Source organism: Psychrobacillus glaciei (genome assembly GCF_008973485.1).
GTDB classification, from domain to species: Bacteria; Bacillota; Bacilli; order Bacillales_A; family Planococcaceae; genus Psychrobacillus; species Psychrobacillus glaciei.
Genome location: NZ_CP031223.1, coordinates 1925598 through 1944717, shown reverse-complemented (window position 1 = coordinate 1944717; position 19120 = coordinate 1925598). Strand labels below are relative to the sequence as shown.

Annotated in this window: 22 protein-coding genes, 1 pseudogene and 1 riboswitch; of the genes and pseudogenes, 6 read left to right on the top strand and 17 right to left on the bottom strand. The window is 32.4% G+C overall.

The annotated features are described in order from the left end of the window. Window positions 1–143: 143 nt before the first annotated feature. The 3 genes from PB01_RS08995 to PB01_RS08985 all read right to left on the bottom strand — a co-directional run bounded on the left by PB01_RS08995 (window position 144) and on the right by PB01_RS08985 (window position 3464). Window positions 144–1373, bottom strand: a complete 1230-nt coding sequence (locus PB01_RS08995; RefSeq protein ID WP_151699899.1) for an SH3 domain-containing protein — start codon at window positions 1371–1373, stop codon at window positions 144–146. Window positions 1374–1961: 588 nt separating this feature from the next. Next, entirely contained in the window at window positions 1962–2861 is a 900-nt protein-coding gene (locus PB01_RS08990) for an aminoglycoside phosphotransferase family protein (RefSeq protein ID WP_151699898.1), read from the bottom strand. 48 nt (window positions 2862–2909) lie between these two features. Continuing rightward, the gene (locus PB01_RS08985; protein ID WP_151699897.1) at window positions 2910–3464 is read right to left on the bottom strand and encodes a GNAT family N-acetyltransferase; all 555 of its coding nucleotides are present in this window, start codon (window positions 3462–3464) and stop codon (window positions 2910–2912) included. A 199-nt stretch (window positions 3465–3663) separates the two neighbouring features. Here PB01_RS08985 and PB01_RS08980 point away from each other — a divergent pair, with 199 nt between their 5' ends. Continuing rightward, window positions 3664–4416, top strand: coding sequence for a MerR family transcriptional regulator (locus PB01_RS08980; RefSeq protein WP_151699896.1), 753 nt, complete (start codon window positions 3664–3666; stop codon window positions 4414–4416). A gap of 1 nt (window position 4417) precedes the next feature. After that, window positions 4418–5065: a VC0807 family protein gene (locus PB01_RS08975; RefSeq protein ID WP_151699895.1), complete on the top strand. Its 648-nt coding sequence runs from the start codon at window positions 4418–4420 to the stop codon at window positions 5063–5065. Between the two features lie 319 nt (window positions 5066–5384). Here PB01_RS08975 and PB01_RS08970 read toward each other — a convergent pair whose 3' ends face one another. Beyond that, complete coding sequence (locus PB01_RS08970) at window positions 5385–6692, bottom strand: helix-turn-helix transcriptional regulator (protein WP_151699894.1); 1308 nt, start codon at window positions 6690–6692, stop codon at window positions 5385–5387. Window positions 6693–7232: 540 nt separating this feature from the next. On the opposite strand from PB01_RS08970, the gene PB01_RS08965 reads away from it, so the two are divergent. Genes PB01_RS08965 through PB01_RS08955 form a run of 3 tightly spaced genes read left to right on the top strand, consistent with a single transcriptional unit; the run spans window position 7233 to window position 8142 of the window. After that, entirely contained in the window at window positions 7233–7751 is a 519-nt protein-coding gene (locus PB01_RS08965) for a sigma-70 family RNA polymerase sigma factor (protein ID WP_192797524.1), read from the top strand. Continuing rightward, window positions 7744–7917, top strand: coding sequence for a YvrJ family protein (locus tag PB01_RS08960; RefSeq protein WP_151699892.1), 174 nt, complete (start codon window positions 7744–7746; stop codon window positions 7915–7917). The genes PB01_RS08965 and PB01_RS08960 overlap by 8 nt, the downstream gene beginning before the upstream one ends. Next, window positions 7918–8142, top strand: coding sequence for a hypothetical protein (locus PB01_RS08955; protein ID WP_151699891.1), 225 nt, complete (start codon window positions 7918–7920; stop codon window positions 8140–8142). A gap of 269 nt (window positions 8143–8411) precedes the next feature. Here the strand turns inward: PB01_RS08955 and PB01_RS08950 are convergent, their stop codons facing one another. From PB01_RS08950 to PB01_RS08890, 12 genes and pseudogenes are all read right to left on the bottom strand, one after another. Further along, window positions 8412–9053, bottom strand: coding sequence for an HD domain-containing protein (locus PB01_RS08950; RefSeq protein WP_151699890.1), 642 nt, complete (start codon window positions 9051–9053; stop codon window positions 8412–8414). Beyond that, window positions 9050–9706: an HAD family hydrolase gene (locus PB01_RS08945; RefSeq protein ID WP_151699889.1), complete on the bottom strand. Its 657-nt coding sequence runs from the start codon at window positions 9704–9706 to the stop codon at window positions 9050–9052. Before PB01_RS08945 ends, PB01_RS08950 begins: the two co-directional genes overlap by 4 nt. A gap of 27 nt (window positions 9707–9733) precedes the next feature. Then, window positions 9734–9937: a nucleic acid-binding protein gene (locus tag PB01_RS08940; protein ID WP_151699888.1), complete on the bottom strand. Its 204-nt coding sequence runs from the start codon at window positions 9935–9937 to the stop codon at window positions 9734–9736. 30 nt (window positions 9938–9967) lie between these two features. Then, the gene (gene fosM, locus PB01_RS08935) at window positions 9968–10390 is read right to left on the bottom strand and encodes a FosM family fosfomycin resistance protein (protein WP_151699887.1); all 423 of its coding nucleotides are present in this window, start codon (window positions 10388–10390) and stop codon (window positions 9968–9970) included. 86 nt (window positions 10391–10476) lie between these two features. Further along, window positions 10477–10836 carry an alpha/beta fold hydrolase gene (locus PB01_RS08930; protein ID WP_151699886.1) on the bottom strand — a complete coding sequence of 120 codons (360 nt, stop codon included), beginning with the start codon at window positions 10834–10836 and terminating at the stop codon, window positions 10477–10479. A 95-nt stretch (window positions 10837–10931) separates the two neighbouring features. After that, window positions 10932–11762 carry a GNAT family N-acetyltransferase gene (locus PB01_RS08925; RefSeq protein WP_151699885.1) on the bottom strand — a complete coding sequence of 277 codons (831 nt, stop codon included), beginning with the start codon at window positions 11760–11762 and terminating at the stop codon, window positions 10932–10934. A gap of 176 nt (window positions 11763–11938) precedes the next feature. Further along, a complete protein-coding gene (locus PB01_RS08920) occupies window positions 11939–12499 on the bottom strand; it encodes a histidine phosphatase family protein (protein WP_151702013.1) in 561 nt (186 codons plus the stop codon). Between the two features lie 72 nt (window positions 12500–12571). Continuing rightward, a pseudogene (locus tag PB01_RS08915) lies at window positions 12572–12904 on the bottom strand (GrpB family protein). A gap of 103 nt (window positions 12905–13007) precedes the next feature. Beyond that, on the bottom strand, window positions 13008–13388 hold the full coding sequence (locus PB01_RS08905) for an NUDIX hydrolase (protein WP_151699882.1): 381 nt from the start codon (window positions 13386–13388) through the stop codon (window positions 13008–13010). Window positions 13389–13478: 90 nt separating this feature from the next. Continuing rightward, on the bottom strand, window positions 13479–14288 hold the full coding sequence (locus PB01_RS08900; RefSeq protein ID WP_151699881.1) for an MBL fold metallo-hydrolase: 810 nt from the start codon (window positions 14286–14288) through the stop codon (window positions 13479–13481). A gap of 31 nt (window positions 14289–14319) precedes the next feature. Continuing rightward, window positions 14320–15168, bottom strand: coding sequence for a hypothetical protein (locus PB01_RS08895; RefSeq protein ID WP_151699880.1), 849 nt, complete (start codon window positions 15166–15168; stop codon window positions 14320–14322). 12 nt (window positions 15169–15180) lie between these two features. Continuing rightward, the gene (locus PB01_RS08890; RefSeq protein WP_192797522.1) at window positions 15181–16017 is read right to left on the bottom strand and encodes a DUF2268 domain-containing putative Zn-dependent protease; all 837 of its coding nucleotides are present in this window, start codon (window positions 16015–16017) and stop codon (window positions 15181–15183) included. 654 nt (window positions 16018–16671) lie between these two features. Here PB01_RS08890 and PB01_RS08885 point away from each other — a divergent pair. After that, window positions 16672–17604: an aldo/keto reductase gene (locus PB01_RS08885; protein WP_151699878.1), complete on the top strand. Its 933-nt coding sequence runs from the start codon at window positions 16672–16674 to the stop codon at window positions 17602–17604. A gap of 280 nt (window positions 17605–17884) precedes the next feature. On the opposite strand, the gene metA is transcribed toward PB01_RS08885, so the two are convergent. Next, window positions 17885–18799, bottom strand: coding sequence for a homoserine O-acetyltransferase MetA (metA, locus tag PB01_RS08880; RefSeq protein ID WP_151699877.1), 915 nt, complete (start codon window positions 18797–18799; stop codon window positions 17885–17887). Window positions 18800–18886: 87 nt separating this feature from the next. Next, window positions 18887–18995, bottom strand: a riboswitch (SAM riboswitch). Window positions 18996–19120: the final 125 nt, after the last annotated feature.

Genomic DNA, 19120 nt, shown 5'->3' with positions numbered 1-19120 from the left:
ATGTCAGAAAGCCATAAATTAATATCTCCAATTTAACAATTCAAGAGAACAATAAACCATTTCGATAGACATAAAGCATATTAGTGCAATTTAAAAATCCAACTTCACGGCAAATGAAGTTGGATTTACTATTGGTGCTTTGGTTATTGAGAAAGTAATGCTAACTTGCTTTTAGAAGGTGTTTCGTATTTTATATTTGCGGAGTTCTGAATATAATTTCCACCACCCACACCGTATAAACCGCCAAGATTACTATTAAAACTATAAACTCGGTATTCTTCGCCTTTTTTCAAAGTACGGACCGTAGACAATGAACCGTTACTCTCCATTTTTACCAAGTTTGTATTAGACAGAATAGTAACTTTACCTGTTTGTCCTAATTTTAATTCTGTTTTTCCCCACATAACTTTTACAGCCGGTACATCTAGCTTCTTCGTAATGTAAGCAGAGGAAATATATCCTGCTAACTTTTGATCCTGTGTTTTAACTGGGTACCATACAAATTGATTAATACTTGTTAAAGATTGGTCATATAAAAAATTCCCATCTATAGTCAATGTAGTATTGTTTGCTATGGTTTTTGCAACTGAAGAAGTACTAGGTTGTGACCTTAGGTTTACAGTGTTTTCTGTTATCTCCACCTTGTCTCCTATTTGAAATTGATATGCAGTAGTATGCATCTGATTCGTTAAAGTATATTCCATTTTTTTGAAATAAATATTTTTACTGCTGTTAGGGTCATATTCAAAATCAGCTGTATTAAAAGGGAACTGCCCTAATTTCGTATTATTTATGTAACTATCTTTTTCAATAAATGCAAAAACTTTTTCTTGATAGGCATCTATGTTCTTCAATCCACTAGACTGATAAATAGGACTGTTGCTAGGCTTTGTACCGTTATAAGCCATGATGGGAAAGTACCAATTTTCAATTATTTCTCGTCCTGTCCCTTTTATTTTTGGAAGATCTTTACGACCATACATGTCGCTAAGAATTTCGACGCCTACCTTAATATTGTAGTTGATATCATATTTTAATTTCTCTTGATCATATCCTAGTTGATTGGTGATTTGCATAATTCCGATCCCGTTATCTTTTGATATTACAGGCTCACCATTCTCATCAAATTGTTTCCAAGCCCCATTTTCTTTTGAAGCCACAGCCTTTACAACTTCGGGTGGGATTTTTGCTTCTAAAGCCGCATTCGTAAGTAAGCAGTTCAAATGCTGAAAAGCAGGATTTTGGTTTGGTTTAATTTCACCATATGATGAACATTTAGATGTCCATATTGACTCAGCGTAAGCTTCTTCGTAAGACCAACCCAGGAGGATTAAACAAGTTATGAATCCTAGTCTCATTTTAATTGATTTCATTCATTCATTCTCCATTCATTTAATTTTTTATATTTATAGTATATTTTACCATGACAGATTAATATTTCATATAGTATGAGCTCCTTCAATTCAGGGGATTCAAGAAATGGAGTAAACTCTAGTACACTTCAAATGGAGTGTAGAGATTTGGATGTTTCTATTTATGATGGAAAACATAGAAGAAAAGGCCGCCAACAGTTTAGCAAACTGATGAAAGACCTTCTCAAAAAGTGGTCATATGAAATTTAATTAAGTAGTAAGTAACTGACTCCTTAAATCCTAATAAATGAGGGTTTTATGTTGTTCTTGCAAATAAGGATTTTGCTTTTTACAGTTCCTATCTTTCTTTGGGATAATAAATAGTAGAGGTCAAAGAAATGGACACTTTTTTTACACCTTTTTAAAAAGCATAGTACGTATTACCCACACTCAAGAGATTAAAAGTATTATCAGCAATATCTCATTCTCTATTAAACTAAAAAGAATGAAGATGGTTAGGAAGTTTTAATACTTATACTTACCATAATCCATTACCTAATTAATTTTCGCGCTCCTCATTTTTTTACAATTGATCGCCACAAGTAGTTTCTAGATGTACCACTTAGGTTTTAATTTACTGAAGTAATCATGATCTTCTAAAAACATATACACTTTATCTAACATCTTATTCATGTCATCTGGAATAGTTTTTAAAGTCCATACCACAGAAGAAAAAACGCACATGGCTAAGTAGAGTGAATACATCCTCCAAAAGTATTCATCGGGCTCTTCATTATTAAAATACCCTCTGATTTGTCCAATTGAAAAAGGAATACTTATTTCTCTGCTAAAAATTCCAATTTTAAGAAATTCATGAATTGGATCACCCCAATCATACCTGTTAAAGTCAATTACTCCCGAGAATCCCCTGTTATTAACAATGATATTCCCAACATGGAAATCATCATGTTGAAATAAGTTTGGTCGTTGTTTCATTAGGTGAATATTGTTATCAATAAAATCCATTATTTTTTGATCATTCTTTACTTTAACGCCACATTTTAAGTATGCGTCCATGTATTTCTTATGTTTTTCCACTTTTCTTGAATACCACGATGAGACATGATTAGGGGCAACATATTGATGCATTTTCTTTAATTCTTTACCAGCCTCAATGCCAATACTAAATTGTTCTTGATCTGTGTAATTTCGGATTTCTTCTTCAGCATCTTTACCTTCTATATAGGTTGTAATCATATACCCTTGATTTCCTATCTCACCAATAGTAATCGGTCGTGAGCACATAACATTGTAATCCTGCATTCTCTTTAAAATAGAATACTCTATCTTTTTAGATTCAAGCTCTGCTAGGTTAAACAACCGAAGAAGTAACTTATGATTATCAAAATGTATTAGATACTTTTCATCTGCTGAAAATCCTTTTTTAATTTGAACTATGTCTATAAAATTACTAATAATAGGAATCTGCTTTGCTAAGGTTTCTATCATTTTCTCACCTCTGTAGTTTGAGTGATAAAGTATATCTGTATATTATTTTCAGTTATTGTTTTGATAATAAATCAGAAAATCCGTCCATTTATCGTTTTCTAGAGAGAATTGTTCTCGATTGCATTCAAAAGCAAATCCAGCCTGCTCGGCTAATTTTTTAGAGGGTTCATTATCCGTATTTATATGCAATTCAATACGATGAAAATTTAATTCAGAGAAGAATAGTTTAGTTGCTGCGTTCACACTGTCAACACCATACCCATTTTTCCAAAACTGATTATGTATCGAATATCCCATCATTGCCCATTGATAATCCATTCTTAGAATTGTGATTAATTCTACTTTTCCAACATTTACTCCATCTTCTTTTCGAAATACTCCTAATATGTACATTTCATCTTTTTCAGCAGCTTGCCGAAACCCATCGATCCATTTGACAAACCATTCCTCAGTAGAATAAGACATATCCGAAAACCCATCATCGTATTTGTATTGTGATTGTAGACGATCATTAAACCCTTTATACCAATTTTCATAGTCATCATCTTGAAAAGGTCTTAAAATAAGTCCCTCTGTTTCAGCAAATAATAGCTTTTCATTCAATATGTTAACCTCCTTTATTATTAATACTCTGAAGTAATTACTTTTTTTTGTGAAAATATATGTACATTCACTTTATTATATTGACATTTGGTAATCTATTCAATAATTTCTAAAATATCATATTATTTAAAATAATGCTTGATTCTAACGTAACGTAAGGTTCTATAATGATTATAAGATTTAGATATGGAGGTGCCTCGTGTATTCTATTGGAAATTTGGCGAATATGAGCAATTCAACAGTAAGAACGCTCCGTTACTACGATGAAATAGGACTGTTGACCCCATCATATTTGAGTGATGGAGGGCATCGATACTATGAAGAAAAAGATGTTATTAAATTACATTATATTAAGGTATTAAAGGAAATGGGCTTTAATTTAATCTCTATAAGACAAATGTTGGAAAATCAAAATTTGAGTCATAAAGAAGCTCTTGCAATGCAATTAAAAGTGTTAGAAGTAGAGAAGGAACGTATCGAGGAACGTAAACGATCTATTCGGTATTTACTTCAAGTGAGTGAATTTGAAGATTTAGAAAATTGGAAAGATGTTTTTGATCGTATTCCAATGAATTCCTCTCCCACTCCTATAGAAGTATATGAAAAGATTTGGAGTAAACATTTTTCCAAGGATGAAGTTCAATATCTAATACAACTTCCGAAAATTGGAGACGATACTGATACAATAAAGGTCTACACTACGTTAATAAACGATATTAGACAAAACATTCATATTGATATTTCAAGTCCAAAGGCTCAAGATTTGGCAACCAGATGGATTAATCTACTTGAAAGAGACTTCAACGGGAATTTTAAATTTGCCGAAAAAGTATGGAATAAACAAAAAGAAGGAAAAGGCGATATTGGATTTTATCGATTCGAACAAGCTATTGTAGACTTTATAGAAAAAGCAATTACTCATTATTTCCAACTAAAAGAGAAGGAATATTAAAATGAAAATAAACTATATCTTATTAGAGTTAATTGTATATTTAGGTTTACCTTATTTCATTTGGACACATGGTAGAGGTTTTATAGGTGACTATTATGCAATGTTATTATCTACAATTCCTGCAATCGTCTATACTATTTATCGTTTCATGAAAGACCGGCAATTTAATATGATTGGTTTTTTCATTATTTCTTCACTAATGCTTAGTTCTATACTTGATTTACTTGCTGGGTCTGCCATTCAAATGCTTTGGAATTCTGTTTGGTTGAGTTATGCATTTACTTCAATTTATATTTTTTCAATGATTATGCAAAAACCTTTAGCAATTTATCTTGCAGTTGAATTCATGTACCTACAAGGATACTCGAGAGAAAAAAGTAAAAAATTATATTTTATGAAAGGGAATGTGAAGCTATTTCAGTTCGTTACTGCCATTTTCGTTATTAGGGGACTTCTCATGAACTCCATTATGGTCTGGCTAATTATAGATCATGGTGTAGATGCGTTTATGCATTTAATTATCGTTAGAAAAGCATTAGGTATTGTATTTTCAGGTTTGATATTTATTGGATTTTTGTTTGCTGGAAATAAAGCTATGCGATTAGTGAAGGAACCAAACATTGAGTGGTCAAAGCTCGAAGCCGAGTAAAAAAGTGCGACTAGTATAACTATATAGAGACATCTCGCCTTTTACAGAAATGTTGTGAAATTGTACAATCCATTTCATATACACCTCTTTTATTTCTATTCATAAAAAGGTACTCATCAGCCCCTTAGGCTGATGAGTATGCATTACATATTTAGAAGTACTAATTAACAACAAATAGTTTCATATAAAGGATGAGTATTCTATTGATGTAGGTCTCGGTACTTCTTCTTCTTTAGCAGTATTACTAATGTTGGTTGTAAAACTTAAGATCAAGATCAAAACTAAAGATAAACACAACAATACGTTTTTCTTTTTCAATTCACAAATCCTCCCACTTCGTAATAAAATTTTGTTTAAACAGAACTTGTATTGATTTTTGATAATATAAATCAGCTGCTTTAAATTTACTTTGTTTAAAATAATAATTCGCCAATAAAATGGAATACTTTTGTATATGCCGATCGTCATTGATCATCTCGAAATGACTTATTCCTCTCTTTAGTACTACTTCAAGCTCATCGGTTGAAGAATGGAGAGCTCTATATATTTCTAGATGACAATAATAGGAATGGTATTCTTTATGATATTCATTCTTTAGATCCTCTATTGCCTCAAAACCTTTTTCACACCATCTAATGACCTCTACATGATTAATTTGCTTGGAATACTCCTTAATTATAGAAAGAATAGTTATAAAATATCCTTCCGTATTAAAGTTTTCTTCCTTGCATTTTAAACTGAGCTTGTAATGCTCAATTGCCTTCTCATGACTCCCCTGTATTGCATGCAATGAACCTATATTTTGATAAATCATCCCTTCATAATTAACCAGTTTATAATCTATCACTAATTTTTTTGCTAGATTATAATTTTTTTCTGCTTCTTCATATTTTCTCATTTTTTTATGTGCAACTCCCATAACGATATAGCTATCAATAGCTCTTTCAAATAGGAGATTGTCTTTATAGTACTTCAATGATTTAGAAGCGTAATTAATTGTGTTAAAAAACTCATTACATTTAAAGTAAATCAAACTAAGTACATTGTGAAAATCTGCTACCTCCCATTCTTCATTCGAAACATTACTCACAAATTTCAAGGATCTTTCTAATCTACTTAGCGCTTTGTAATAGTCACCATTTAAATATAAATAAATTCCTATATTTAAATTTGATAAAAATCTTTGCTTTTCGTCAAATTTCTCTTCCGTTTTTATGATCACATCATATGCGGATTGTAAGATTTCTTGCTTTTCATTCAGTATCAACATTAATCGAAACATATAAAGGTTATAGGTATAAAAATTTGTTAGTTTCAAAAAGTAGATCTTTTGAACAGAAAACTCATTTAAGGATGCTCTGATCCATACCTTATCCCTTTGAATAACTGCTCTTTTATATTGTTCATAAAAAGCTTCTATGAACCTATTTTCCTCTTCGTTTGACAACTTACCTATCTCTAAATTCAGCCTTTTCAGTAAAAATGTTATTACTTCTTCGCTCGCAACAGTCGAATTATTCTCGATTTTACTGAGATAGGAAGTAGAACAGATCCCCCTTGCTAATACGGACTGTTTGATTTTTTGGTCTAATCTCTCTTGTTTGATGATATACCCTAGACTACTCATTTTTCCCCACCTCTATGAACGTAGTACATATATTAGTTCTTTAAAAATTTTAAAAAACCTTTATCAATCGCTCGACATTTTACAACGAAGTTAATTAGGTGATTAACAAGTATAATATATAGATATGCCTGAAATCCAAAAGTTATTATATATTATTAAAATTTCCTTCTTTTATGAAATTAGAAGTATTTACGTACGAATATATATAAGTATAAAACAATATTTCCCAACCTACTTTTGTTCTATATACGTTTGATTTATAGTAATATTTAGGTAAGAACAATTACTTTTTACTAAATATTTATTTCACTTAATTGTATCTTAAGACGTATAATATCAAACATCTAATGCTTACACTTTACGCAATCATCATACGCACACCGTATTTTCTAATAAAAAAAGTTTTTTTGAAAAGTGGTTGTTAATAGCACGAAGAAATTCCCTTTATAGGACAAGATATATCTTAATATCAGGAAGTAACACGTTATTTTTCACACGCCAAATCAGAACTTTGATTCTTATTTGTGGAGGGGTGATAAAGTGAGTTCCGAAAAACAGAAGATAATACAAGAGTTCTTAAGATTTCCTTCCAACAGAACACTATTTGAAGAATTCAAAGCTACTAATTCAGAAGAATTAAAATTAGAGATTGATTCAAAATTTAAGAAACATTACCAAAATTACAGAATTATATCCTATCTAATAAAAGTTTTACACTATGAGAGTAAACATTTTGATAGAAAGATGCGAGCTTATAAAAATAGAAACCAATTAAATCTTACAAGTAATTTAGATCTTTCGCCAATTTATCTCGAGAAATCATTTTCTTCCGATTCAAATGGTTTTTCTAAAGGCATTGTTGACCATATATCTAGCAATAACTTGTTTGATTGTTTAAGTAAACTTACTGATAGGCAAAAGGAAATACTTTCACTTGTTTACGTAAGGCAAATGACAGATAAAGAAATTGCTCAATATTTAGGTATTACTCAACAAGCTGTCTCAAAGACAAGAAGAAATGTAATAAAAAATATTAGAAAGGAGATTACCCATGATTGATGCAGGGAACATCGTACAATTAATTGGAAACTTTGGATTTCCTATTGTCGTTAGTATCTACCTCTTACATCGTTTTGAAAATAAACTAGAATCCCTTGAAAATGCCGTCCACAGTATAGAAAATGTTGTTAATGGTAGTATAAAAAAAAGAAAAGGAGGTGAATAAATGGATGAAAATGATATTCTGTCAATTATAAAACAGCTGGAACCCAAACTGCAAAGTGTATTATTTCAAACAAGAAATGACTACCGTGAAGATCTAGAACAGGATTTAAAAGAACGTATCATCAACATAATTAAAAATAATATCAACCTTGAAGTTCCAAGCTTTTTTGACCTTATAGGAGAAGAACTGATGCTAGACTATTCTGAAGGGCTAACGAGGTGCTGAAAAAATTCTTTCTTATTTTCTATTTAGTAAGTTGACTATATTACTAACACTACAATCAATCTTTGGAGTAACCTCCATCCTTATATGAACTGCACCACAATTGTTAGACATAACCAAACAATTGATGGTGCAGTTTCTATGTACGTTATATTTGAAATATAATTGTGCAAACATTCCAATGTTATAACTCCCTATAACAATAACTGATCATATTATTTCTCTCTTCAAAATGAGCAATTTTTTGGATTATCCTCTTAAACAACCTTTGATTAGTACTCCACATCAGTATAAATAGACTGTTCTATAGTTGGAAAGAGCTTATATATACTTTTATGGATTAACGACTCTATCTCTTTTTTAATCTCGTAAAAACCTTTCCAACGGATGGCGGTATTAACGTCTGTACCATGCCTCATACCAACTGAAATGAAACGTTTCTCAAGGGTTGTAAATCCACTTTCATCCGCTAAAGCATCGCATAGGGTAATTACTTTATTGTATAAATCATAATTACTATTCCCATTTAAAACATCCACTAACTTATCTTTCATATATGGTGGGACAATTGTCCAATCAGCAGCTGTTTCAATATTTTTATTTTCACAAGGAAATGAGTGTGTAACGCATATCATTGCATTTCCTTTATAACCAAGTTCGTCCAAGAACTTATAACCATCATAGGAGTGGATAACTGATCTAGTAAACCCTTTATACCTACCAATATCGTGAAGTAATCCAGCATTATAAGCAATATCACAATCTAGACTATGACCATTTTTTGTCAGTTCATAAACAATAAATTCAGCTGCTTTTGCAACATTAAGTGAGTGTTTATACCATGGACCTGGATTAAGTTGGTTAGCATAATCAAGTAATTCTCTGGCATAAGCTCGATCTAGAATATATTTCATCGCTTAGTTTGAAGTATACTTTCTTGTAAAAATTGTTTGAAATCATTAATTTCTTTAAATACTTGATTAGGCTGTGTAGTAAATTCAACAGTTTGATAATCCTCTAACCATTGTACGCCAATTGTAACAACTTCAGCTTGCAAACCCGCTACTATATCTGCCTCGCTGTCCCCTATGAATATCACATCCTCTTTTTGGACATTTAAGAATGATAACGCCTTAATAACTCCCTCTGGATGAGGTTTCGGATCTATCACATCATCCCCAGTTACTAGTACCTCAAACAAGTCTTCCATTTGAAGTGCTCTTAACGAAATATCTAAGCTTCTCTTTGCTTTTCCCGTGACAATAGCAAGCTTTAATCCCGAATTTTTTATATATTTTAACAATTCATCCATTTCATGATTTTGTTTAACCAATTGCAGATGATTTTCTAAGTACTTTTCATAATACATCTCAATTGCTTGCTCTTTGTTCAAATGAATAAGATTTTCTTTAATAATTCCTGTCTCAGACGGACCAAACATAGCTTTAATATCTTCATTTGAAAGGTCTCTGTTGTCAAACTCTTTAAATACGCTTTGAAAAGAGTAATAACAAATCGGTAAAGTGTTGGCAAGAGTTCCATCAAAGTCAAAAATAATTGCTTTCATATTTTGCACTTCCTTTTCTTTTTTTCATCAATCGGAAAACTCTTCATAATTATTAATATACAGTGCAACATAACCACAGTTTGGGCAAACAGCTGCTTTGGGTTTGGCAGATATACTCTTAAACAATCCTCTTCTTCTTTTCTTTACTTTTATCCCGTACATGACACCTTCTACTAATACATCACAGCCTTCAGTCATTTCTGATTGGCATTGGTTACATACTTTACTCAAAATCATACCTCCGCTACTTTTAATAACACTTTAATCGAAAAATTCCATATGTTCTTTATCCGTCTTGTAATAATCCATTCTGTCTGGAAGAGTTCCAGTATGGAATTCAAATTTATGCCCATCTAAATCCGTAAAGTAAATAGATTTTTTATCTTTTGCATCTCTTTGACGGCCTTCAAGGATATTTACATCTAAATCCCGGAGTTTTTTATATGTATTTTCAAAGTCTACTCCTTCAATTGAAAAAGCTATATGTGTATAGGATTCCGTTATTTCATTACGAGGTATATCTTTTTCTTCATTCAAAGCAAGCCATATACCATTTAGGTCAAAATAGGCTGTACTTCTTCCTTTCACTAATAGCCTTGCTTCAAAAACATCTTGATAGAACTTAATTGATTTTTCTAGGTTTGACACAGAAAACAACAAATGATTTAAGCCTTTTATAGTCACAATATAGAACCCTCACCTTAAATTGAAAATATCTAGTTTTATAAGAAATCATTTATACTTCCTATAAAATGGCCTTTTTCAGGCATTCATAATTTATGTCCTGCTTCCTGTATTTCACAAATAGTTATATCCTTAAAGTACCATCTATATTTTTCCAATTCACTTTCTTTTAAAAGTGACCCATCTGTTCCACCTTTAAAAATTTTTACTGGTATATCTAGAAGCGATAATTCATGATAAAGCTCTGTTTGCATTGAATCTTTTTGAATACCTATCACTACATGTTTCTTTTCTTCCCTTATAAATCCATTACTAATTACTTTATCTGACCATGAAGTAGGAATAGAAGAATATTTCGCAGGATAATCACATAAGATTAATCCTTTCAAATTCGCCTGTTCAACTGCAATCCTAATGGCATATGCCCCCCCCATTGAATAAACCATTAGGCAATACTTTTGGACCTTACTTGCCCTTTTCTTAACTGTGTTGCTGCACAATCGCACCCGATTGCGGAATAGTCAAAGTTTCTTCAACCTAATTATTCGAGTAAAAATTGATAGCCAACATAATTAAATATATTTCCGAACCCCATATTCTCTGCAACTGCAACAGAAGGCTTGTTCATTTCCATACAATCCCAATACGGAACAATATTCTTCTTCAAGCAATCTTTAACAAAACTGTGCACTACCCTTTGTGCTAATTTTTTCCTCTGATGAGCCTCTAATGTTTCAATATCTATGCAGTGTACATTTCCAACAACAAAACCTGAAAAACAAATACTCACAACTTCATTTTGATGAATAATACAATACCCCATTCCTTTACTAATGAAAGTTTCAGTTGAGGACCAAAAATCTAATATTTTTGATTGTAAAAATCCAATGTTTATTATTGAATTATCACTATTTTCAAGAACGGTATCAGAGATTTTAATAACCTTATATCCTTGATCTATTATAGGTTCAGAATGACCTTTATAGTCACCTAGCTGTAAGGAGTAAACCCTTTGATTCCAGGTATCTAATTTACGATGTTCAAAAACTTTTTCAATTATGTTATCCCATTTTTCATGATTGCCAATTCCTTCGAACCATTTTAGTTGGACTTTTTTTGCTTCTGGAATGATTACTTTGTTAATAAAATGGTTTAATCCATTATTAAACCCCTCGTTTTGCTCACTTCCAAAAAATATAAATCCATCATTATTTCCTAACCAAATAAGGCCAGATGCCGGGTTATTAATATTATCTACAAATATACGACCCGGATTTATTCTTTCAACAACTGCTATTGCTTCCAATTGCCCTTGTTCATTTAACAAATTTCTACACTTACTATATTCTGCTTTATCTAATTCCAATATCATCAAACTTCACCTACCTCTTCTCTCTATTCTAGAAGTTACTCCGTTAAATGGCCTGATTACTGAACTGAGGATTTCAGTGTATCAATTAAATTGCATCAGACTTTATTCGAAATTATCAATCTCTATTATAAATTATCAAACTTTAATTCAAAGCTACATATATAGTCAGTGTTAGATCAGATATTATTTTCATCGATTCTTATCACTTCTATTAAATGCTTTTCATGAAAAGTGAGTTTGTATATATCAGGCATTGCAAGCTGCTCCCAGAAATGAACATCATATTGTGGATCAAAATAGTTCATGATTAACACCATAATGTTTCCATGCGTTCCGATAGCAACGTTTTGACCGTTGTATTTATCAAGAACTTGAATAGTTGCTGCAACGCCTCTTTCCTGAGCGATGTTATTTGATTCACCGCCATCTAAAGAAAAATCAAAATTAGACCAAACTTTTTTGATCGCCTCGTTAAAGTCTGCTACTGGCCGGTCCGACAATAACCGTTCTTTAAAACCATCAATAATTTCGATATCTTTACCTAATTCATTAGCAATCCCTTCAACTGTTTGCATTGCTCTCTTAAATGGGCTAGAAACGACATGATCTATTTCCTCCATTTGCAGAAGTCTAGTCATTCTCTTTGCATCTGTCATTCCACGTTCAGACAATGGTCTTCCAAGCTCGTCTGGTGTATAGGTAGAATGTGCATGTCTAACAAAATATAAATTCGTAATCAAAAATAATTCAACCTCCTAGTTATTTCTTTTAGCAAGAATACTTTTCACGAATAGCTCCTTTAATTCGGTTTATTCCTTTATTTTCATATTTCCGTTGGCGGAATAGCTTATTTTCAACCTTTTATATTCTTCTCTAGCTTTTTCATTTGCATTTAAATAATCTTTGAAAAAAACTAGGTTTCTCCAAGGTTCTTTGTCATAATCAACTACATGATTGAAATGTGTTTTCACTTCAAACGTATCATCCGTAAATTTAGCGAACACGATTTCACCCGGTCTCTCCACTTTAAGTCTTCAAAAGCCGGCTTGATGTAAAGCTTTCATGAAGGGTATATCTACTCTTTCTATATCGGCCACACCAACTAATATGTCTATTATCGACTTTGCCACCATATCTGTAATTGCTGTACTTCAGATATGTGCTATACAATTCGTTTTTATATAAACCAAGCTTCAATTCATTTTCTAATCTCTTTTTTAGTCAATTGGTAACTTATATAGAAAACTAACCATTTTTCACTTCTATTTCATTCAAATATCGTTGCAACAAAGGCTTAGTAAAAGAGTCAAATGGATAGGAGTTGCTTAAATCAATCCATGCAGTTTCAAGGATATCTTGGTTATATTCTTTCTCTCTATCAAGAAAAAGTTCACCTCCAATAATTTCTGTTAAATATGTGTAATTATAATTTTTTTCATGCAGCAGTTTTGTTATTTGAACATCGTAACCAGTTTCCTCTTTTACTTCGCTGACGCAACCTTGTTCAGGTGTTTCATTTTCTTCTACACCTCCACCTGGAAAATTCCAAACGATATTCCCCCTTTGGACGTACAGCTTAACCATTAAAACACTATTACCTTGAACTATTATTCCTTGAGCAATCATTGGTAGAACTTCCCATTCATTTGTATTCTCCCTCTATTTCAAATTATAATTAAACTTATATTTTTTAATTCAACTTTGGATTAGTCAACATCAACTTGGTTTTTCCATTTCTTTCATTGCCAACTCCTTATTATCATTATGCAATTTTTTCATACCTTCAAAGAATGGATATTTACGTTGCAATACTTCTTCCATATTATCTAGATCATCCAATAGATGATTTAGATAATTTTCGGAAAACTCTATTCTACTTTGGATTTCTTCAACGTTTTCAGTTGTATGACCATGTCCAGGAACATGAATGGAAATATTGTGTCTAGAAAATATGTCATTGGCTTTAGCTATAGTTTTAAGATAATCAAGATAACTACTATATATAAATGGAAATTCAACATCTGATAAATAGTCACCTGAAAGGAATATTCCAGAAGGCTCAATCACTGTAAATAAACCATCATCAGTGTGACCTGGCGCTAAATAAAATGTTAACTTACTTGTTCCTAACGCTAATTCTTGTCCATCTTTTGATACGATATGATCCACTTGAGGATATACAGGTTTATAATTTCGCTGTAAATAGTACTTTTGATCAAATGTATGTACTTGATTCATCGCTTCCTCTTTATGTTTATTTTCGCTAAACTTATTTGTAGCTATCACTTTCGCGTTAGGAAATGCACCTGAACCAATAATATGGTCAAAATCACTATGTGTGTAAATAATATAAAGCTGTTTGTCTTTTATTATTTGGTTAATATATATCCTAATTTCCTCAACCTCTTGTGGTAGCCAATTAGGGTCGGTCAAAATAATTGCTTCATCAAGTTCAATCACTGCTGACGTAGTTACATATAAAGAGCTTTGGTAAATTCTAACATTTTCGTTTTCGTATTGAATCATGGTATTGTCTCCAATTTTTTAAGTTTAATTATTAATTTCGATACGTTACCCATGCAGAGGAAGGGGCAAACGGAAGTGCACTTAGTGAGAACATTGCATATGGACTAGTAGTATCAAATTCTCCTTGTAAGAATTCAACATTATGCTCTTTTGCATAATGTAGTTGTGTAAGAAGCAAGGAGTGAAGGAAATCAAATTCCACACCTCCACACCACCCCAATTCCAGTGTATTAGGTTGATCAGATTCGTGAAGAAAAGAATATGCTTTAACATTTTGTTCTAATTTATCTAAATAAATGAAGCTACCCTCTACTAGGACATCTTCAATCAGAAGCTTTTCCCATTCTTCCAACGATTTATCTGCTACTGGATTATCCAAATGCGTCTCTTCATACGTCTTTCTAACGAATTGTAAAAGTTTAATTTTCAAAGTTGGATTGATTAATAGTTCTTTCAACTTCTTGATAGAACAATCATTCACAATCTCTAAATCTACTGCATCTACTTTCAAAACTGGCATATAGGTTCTTCTAATTTCTTTAAAACCATTTGCTTCATACAATTGTTTCAGATTAGTAGTAGATTCCCATATCGACGTTTGTAAAGGAAGGCTTTGTTTTCCCAATTTAGCAAGTAGCAGACTTTCAATATTCCAACTACTATAAAAAGGATTTGTTAAAAGGCGAAAATATGTGCAGTATGGATGAAAATCATTTTTCCATGCCATTATTACCCCAACCAGTTTGCCTTCAATATATGCTGTTTGTTTGAATATCAATTTTTTACTTTTTAATATTCCAAGCAAAAAATAATCTTCCTGACAGAACTCAATTAGCTCCCTCATTTGTTCCTCATCTATTTCATGTGATGAATAAGTCATTTTCTCCACCTTTTAAATCAACTCCGGAAAGATTTTTCCAATAAAGTCTGGTATGTCTCGCTCTTGTACACTCGCCATTTCCGAGAAACTCATGCCATTCTTCAATAATAATTGAACAATTTCCCACCCCATAAAGTAAGCTTCTCTTTCATGTTGTGTTGTACCAGTACCAAATGTAAATTTTTCAACTGCTTCAGAAGAAGAATCATTTAGGAATTGAAAAGCACCTTTGAATATTTCTTTTTTATTTACTATACAAGAATCAAGCCATCCTTCTTTATATTCAATATACTCATAGTCTGGCTTCCCAGGAACTAGGTACTTACTAATCTGTGTCGCTAGGCCTTCTTGCAAAATAGTAGAGCCTATCGTACGTTCCCATTCGGTCGCTAAGTTTGCTGTATGAGTGTGGACAACATGCGTTAATTCATGTACAAGCGTGGTTTCTGTTATCCCATCTTCTATCGGTAAACACAATGCTAATTTCTTCTCATCAAACGGAGCAACAAATGCATTATTTTCCATTGCACCTACAAAGTAAATGACCACTAAATTAATCGGTTCAAAACATTTTAACAACGACTTAACTTGTTTTAAATAAAGTTGCAGTTTTGTTTCATCGGATTTCCATTGTTTTATTGATTCCAATTTTGCATCATAGTGTGGCCAAGCCTGCTCAAACAAAGATCTAGCTATTTTTCTACCTGCATCTCCAGGAGGTACTGCTGCGAAATTATAATGTTGCTCCCAAAGAGCCCATCTTTGCTCTTCATCTATCATTGGTTGAATCGCTTTATCATAAAAGTTTAAAAATCTTGGTACAAGATTAATTATTTCTATATTATTCAAAAAAACACCCCTATAACGAATATTATTCGTCATAGAGGTTGAAATATCCTTTTATTCAAATAGCTTGAAGTCAATGAATTCTAATAAGTAACTTTAATTCTCGGTGCAACATCATATACAACAGGATAACTTTCTTAGAGGGGTAGTATGCCCATAAACGGATGGCATATGCCCCTATCAAAACCATCCACCCGTAAAGCGAGGCTATTCGCGCATAAACAAATGAAATAAGCACATACCAACTCCATAAACCCATAAAGCAGTGCTATATGACCATAAAATGATGCTATCCGCCCATAAACGGATGGCATATGCCCCTACCGATTCCATAAACCCATAAAACGAAACTATATGATTATCTTGCACATATCCACCAAAATATCGCGAATTCCTATTCCTATATTGCGAGTATGGACATAATATTGCGCATAACTAATTATCTTACTAACATGACTTAAAATTTGGACTATGCATCGAATGAATTCTTCTATTGGCTATTTGATGACAAAAATAATACTTTTGCATAATTGTTTTCTCAGAAACTATTCTCATTCCTTCTAATTTTATCATTAAAAGCAGTTCATTTTGTGATTGTTTGCAATATTGCTATTATGGTAGTGTAACTATACGGAAAAAGGAGTTGTAAAACTAGCTATGAGTAAAAGAGTAGAAATCGGTAAAACTGGACTATTTGTAAATCCCGTGGGACTTGGTACCAATGCAGTTGGAGGGCATAATCTTTTCCCCAACCTAAATGATGAGACCGGCAAAGAAATAGTACGCACTGCTATTAATAATGGAATTGACTTTTTGGATACAGCCTTTATTTACGGTCCGGGAAGATCAGAAGAGTTAATTGGTGAAGTATTGAAAGAAACTGGGACCCGTCAAGAAATAGTTCTAGCTACAAAAGGGGCACATAAATTTTTGGATGGAAAAGTGGTAGTGGATAATAACCCTAATTTTCTAAAAGAAACAGTTGAAAATAGCTTGAGACGACTTCAAACGGATTATATCGATTTATTTTATATTCATTTTCCAGATGATACTACCCCCAAAGAAGAAGCCATCGGGTCGCTTTTTCGATTAAAAGAAGAAGGAAAAATACGGGCTATTGGTGTATCGAATTTTACACTAGAACAATTAAAAGAAGGTAATCAAGATGGATATATTGACGTCCTTCAATCAGGTTATAACTTATTAAAACGAGAGGCAGAGAATGATTTAATACCTTATACTTCCGAGCATAATATTTCCTTTATACCATACTTTCCACTAGCATCGGGTTTACTTACTGGAAAATTCGATAAAAACAGTACTTTTGAAGATGGCCGTTCCAAAAATCCTTTATTTCAAGGGGAAGCATTTGGTCGAAATCTTGAAAAAGTAGAACAATTGAGACAAATAGCAAACGATAAAAACGTAGCTGTATCTAATATTGTGCTTGCTTGGTATTTAACGCAAGATACTATCGATGTGATAATTCCTGGTGCGAAAAAACCGGAGCAAGTACTAGATAATATAAAGACCTTAGAAGTGCAGCTTAGCCAGCAAGAAATAAGAAAAATCGACCAAATCTTCCAATAATCTACGAAAAGTTGTCTTTTAAGTCATTCAATTGACTAAAAGACAACTTTTTTATCACATTTCGTGAATGATATGTCTCATTAAATATTGTATTTTCTACTAATAAATAGCCCACCCTCTTCCATCAATTGGCAGAACAAGACCATTTTGTCCTTAAACGAGACGAAAATATATGAAACCGCAACCAATCCTGATAAATTCGAGACCTAATTCACACAATCGAGACGAAATCACAAATTTGCCTACCTAATTAGGAGGCATCCATCACCGAATAGCCCCCTCAGAAATATACCCACTCATAAGGCGTTTCTTGGTAAACATAATAATTCAACCAATTTGAAAACAATAGATGCGTATGAGAACGCCAAGAATTTATTGGTTGTTTCGTTGGATCATCGTCTGGAAAGTAATTTTTAGGTACATCGATTTCAAGTCCTTTATTCCTATCACGATTATATTCTTCTGCGAGCGTACCTGCATCATACTCTAAATGTCCCGTGATCATAATATGTTTATTATCATCTGATATAACAAGGAAAATCCCAGCATCTTCTGACTTTGCAAGAAGCGTTAATCGTGGATCATTTTGAATTTGCTCCATAGATACGGCCGTATAACGTGAATGGGGAGCATTAAATTCATCATTAAATCCTCGAACTAGATTGATTGTTGGATCGGAAATTCGATGTGTGTATATTCCAGAGCACTTTTGAGGTAAGTCATATTTGCCAACACCATAATGATGATACAAAGCAGCTTGCGCTCCCCAACAAATATGTAAAACGGACGTTACATTTGTTTTGGTCCAATCCATAATTTGAGATATTTCTTCCCAGAAATCCACTTCTTCAAATGCTAAATGTTCAATTGGTGCACCAGTAATGATCATCCCGTCATAACGCTTATGTTTTATTTGTTCAAAAGTAGTGTAGAACGAATCTAAATGCGTTTTGCTGACATTTTTCGATTCATGCGTCGCCGTGTTTAGAAACGTCACATTTACTTGAAGGGGTGTATTTCCCAATAGTCTTAATAACTGTAATTCTGTTCGCTCTTTTTCAGGCATTAAATTTAAAATAATAATGTTCAAGGGACGGATATCCTGAGTGGAGGCGCGTTCTTCATCCATAACAAATATTTTTTCTTTCTTAAGCAATTCCGCAGCAGGTAACTGTGGAGGGATATTAATAGGCATTTATTTTGTCTCCTTTTCAGTGTATATAATATAAAAAACCCTCTCTTCTAATTGTTAAGAAAAGAGGGTGAACTTTTAAGCTCTCTGTTCTTATCTCTCAAGATTAGTAATCTTGATGGAAGTAGCACCTTTCTGACATAGTCAGAGGTTGCTGAAGCGTCAAAGGGCCATATCCCTCAGCTTCTCTTTATAAGAGTATATTATATGTTTGTATAAATTAATTATTTCATATTATCATTCTCAGAACATTTAAGCAACAAATGTTAAACAATGACACAAACTATTTCCAAATTGATTATTGAGTAACTACTATCTAGAACC

Excerpts from the sequence above, each read along its gene's own strand:
- PB01_RS08995 (WP_151699899.1), bottom strand. The coding sequence starts at position 1,373 with ATGAAATCAATTAAAATGAGACTAGGATTCATAACTTGTTTAATCCTC.
- PB01_RS08990 (WP_151699898.1), bottom strand. The coding sequence starts at position 2,861 with ATGATAGAAACCTTAGCAAAGCAGATTCCTATTATTAGTAATTTTATA.
- PB01_RS08975 (WP_151699895.1), top strand. The coding sequence starts at position 4,418 with ATGAAAATAAACTATATCTTATTAGAGTTAATTGTATATTTAGGTTTA.
- PB01_RS08970 (WP_151699894.1), bottom strand. The coding sequence starts at position 6,692 with ATGAGTAGTCTAGGGTATATCATCAAACAAGAGAGATTAGACCAAAAA.
- PB01_RS08960 (WP_151699892.1), top strand. The coding sequence starts at position 7,744 with ATGATTGATGCAGGGAACATCGTACAATTAATTGGAAACTTTGGATTT.
- PB01_RS08955 (WP_151699891.1), top strand. The coding sequence starts at position 7,918 with ATGGATGAAAATGATATTCTGTCAATTATAAAACAGCTGGAACCCAAA.
- PB01_RS08950 (WP_151699890.1), bottom strand. The coding sequence starts at position 9,053 with ATGAAATATATTCTAGATCGAGCTTATGCCAGAGAATTACTTGATTAT.
- PB01_RS08945 (WP_151699889.1), bottom strand. The coding sequence starts at position 9,706 with ATGAAAGCAATTATTTTTGACTTTGATGGAACTCTTGCCAACACTTTA.
- PB01_RS08930 (WP_151699886.1), bottom strand. The coding sequence starts at position 10,836 with ATGGTTTATTCAATGGGGGGGGCATATGCCATTAGGATTGCAGTTGAA.
- PB01_RS08925 (WP_151699885.1), bottom strand. The coding sequence starts at position 11,762 with ATGATATTGGAATTAGATAAAGCAGAATATAGTAAGTGTAGAAATTTG.
- PB01_RS08905 (WP_151699882.1), bottom strand. The coding sequence starts at position 13,388 with ATGATTGCTCAAGGAATAATAGTTCAAGGTAATAGTGTTTTAATGGTT.
- PB01_RS08900 (WP_151699881.1), bottom strand. The coding sequence starts at position 14,288 with ATGATTCAATACGAAAACGAAAATGTTAGAATTTACCAAAGCTCTTTA.
- PB01_RS08895 (WP_151699880.1), bottom strand. The coding sequence starts at position 15,168 with ATGACTTATTCATCACATGAAATAGATGAGGAACAAATGAGGGAGCTA.
- PB01_RS08885 (WP_151699878.1), top strand. The coding sequence starts at position 16,672 with ATGAGTAAAAGAGTAGAAATCGGTAAAACTGGACTATTTGTAAATCCC.
- metA (WP_151699877.1), bottom strand. The coding sequence starts at position 18,799 with ATGCCTATTAATATCCCTCCACAGTTACCTGCTGCGGAATTGCTTAAG.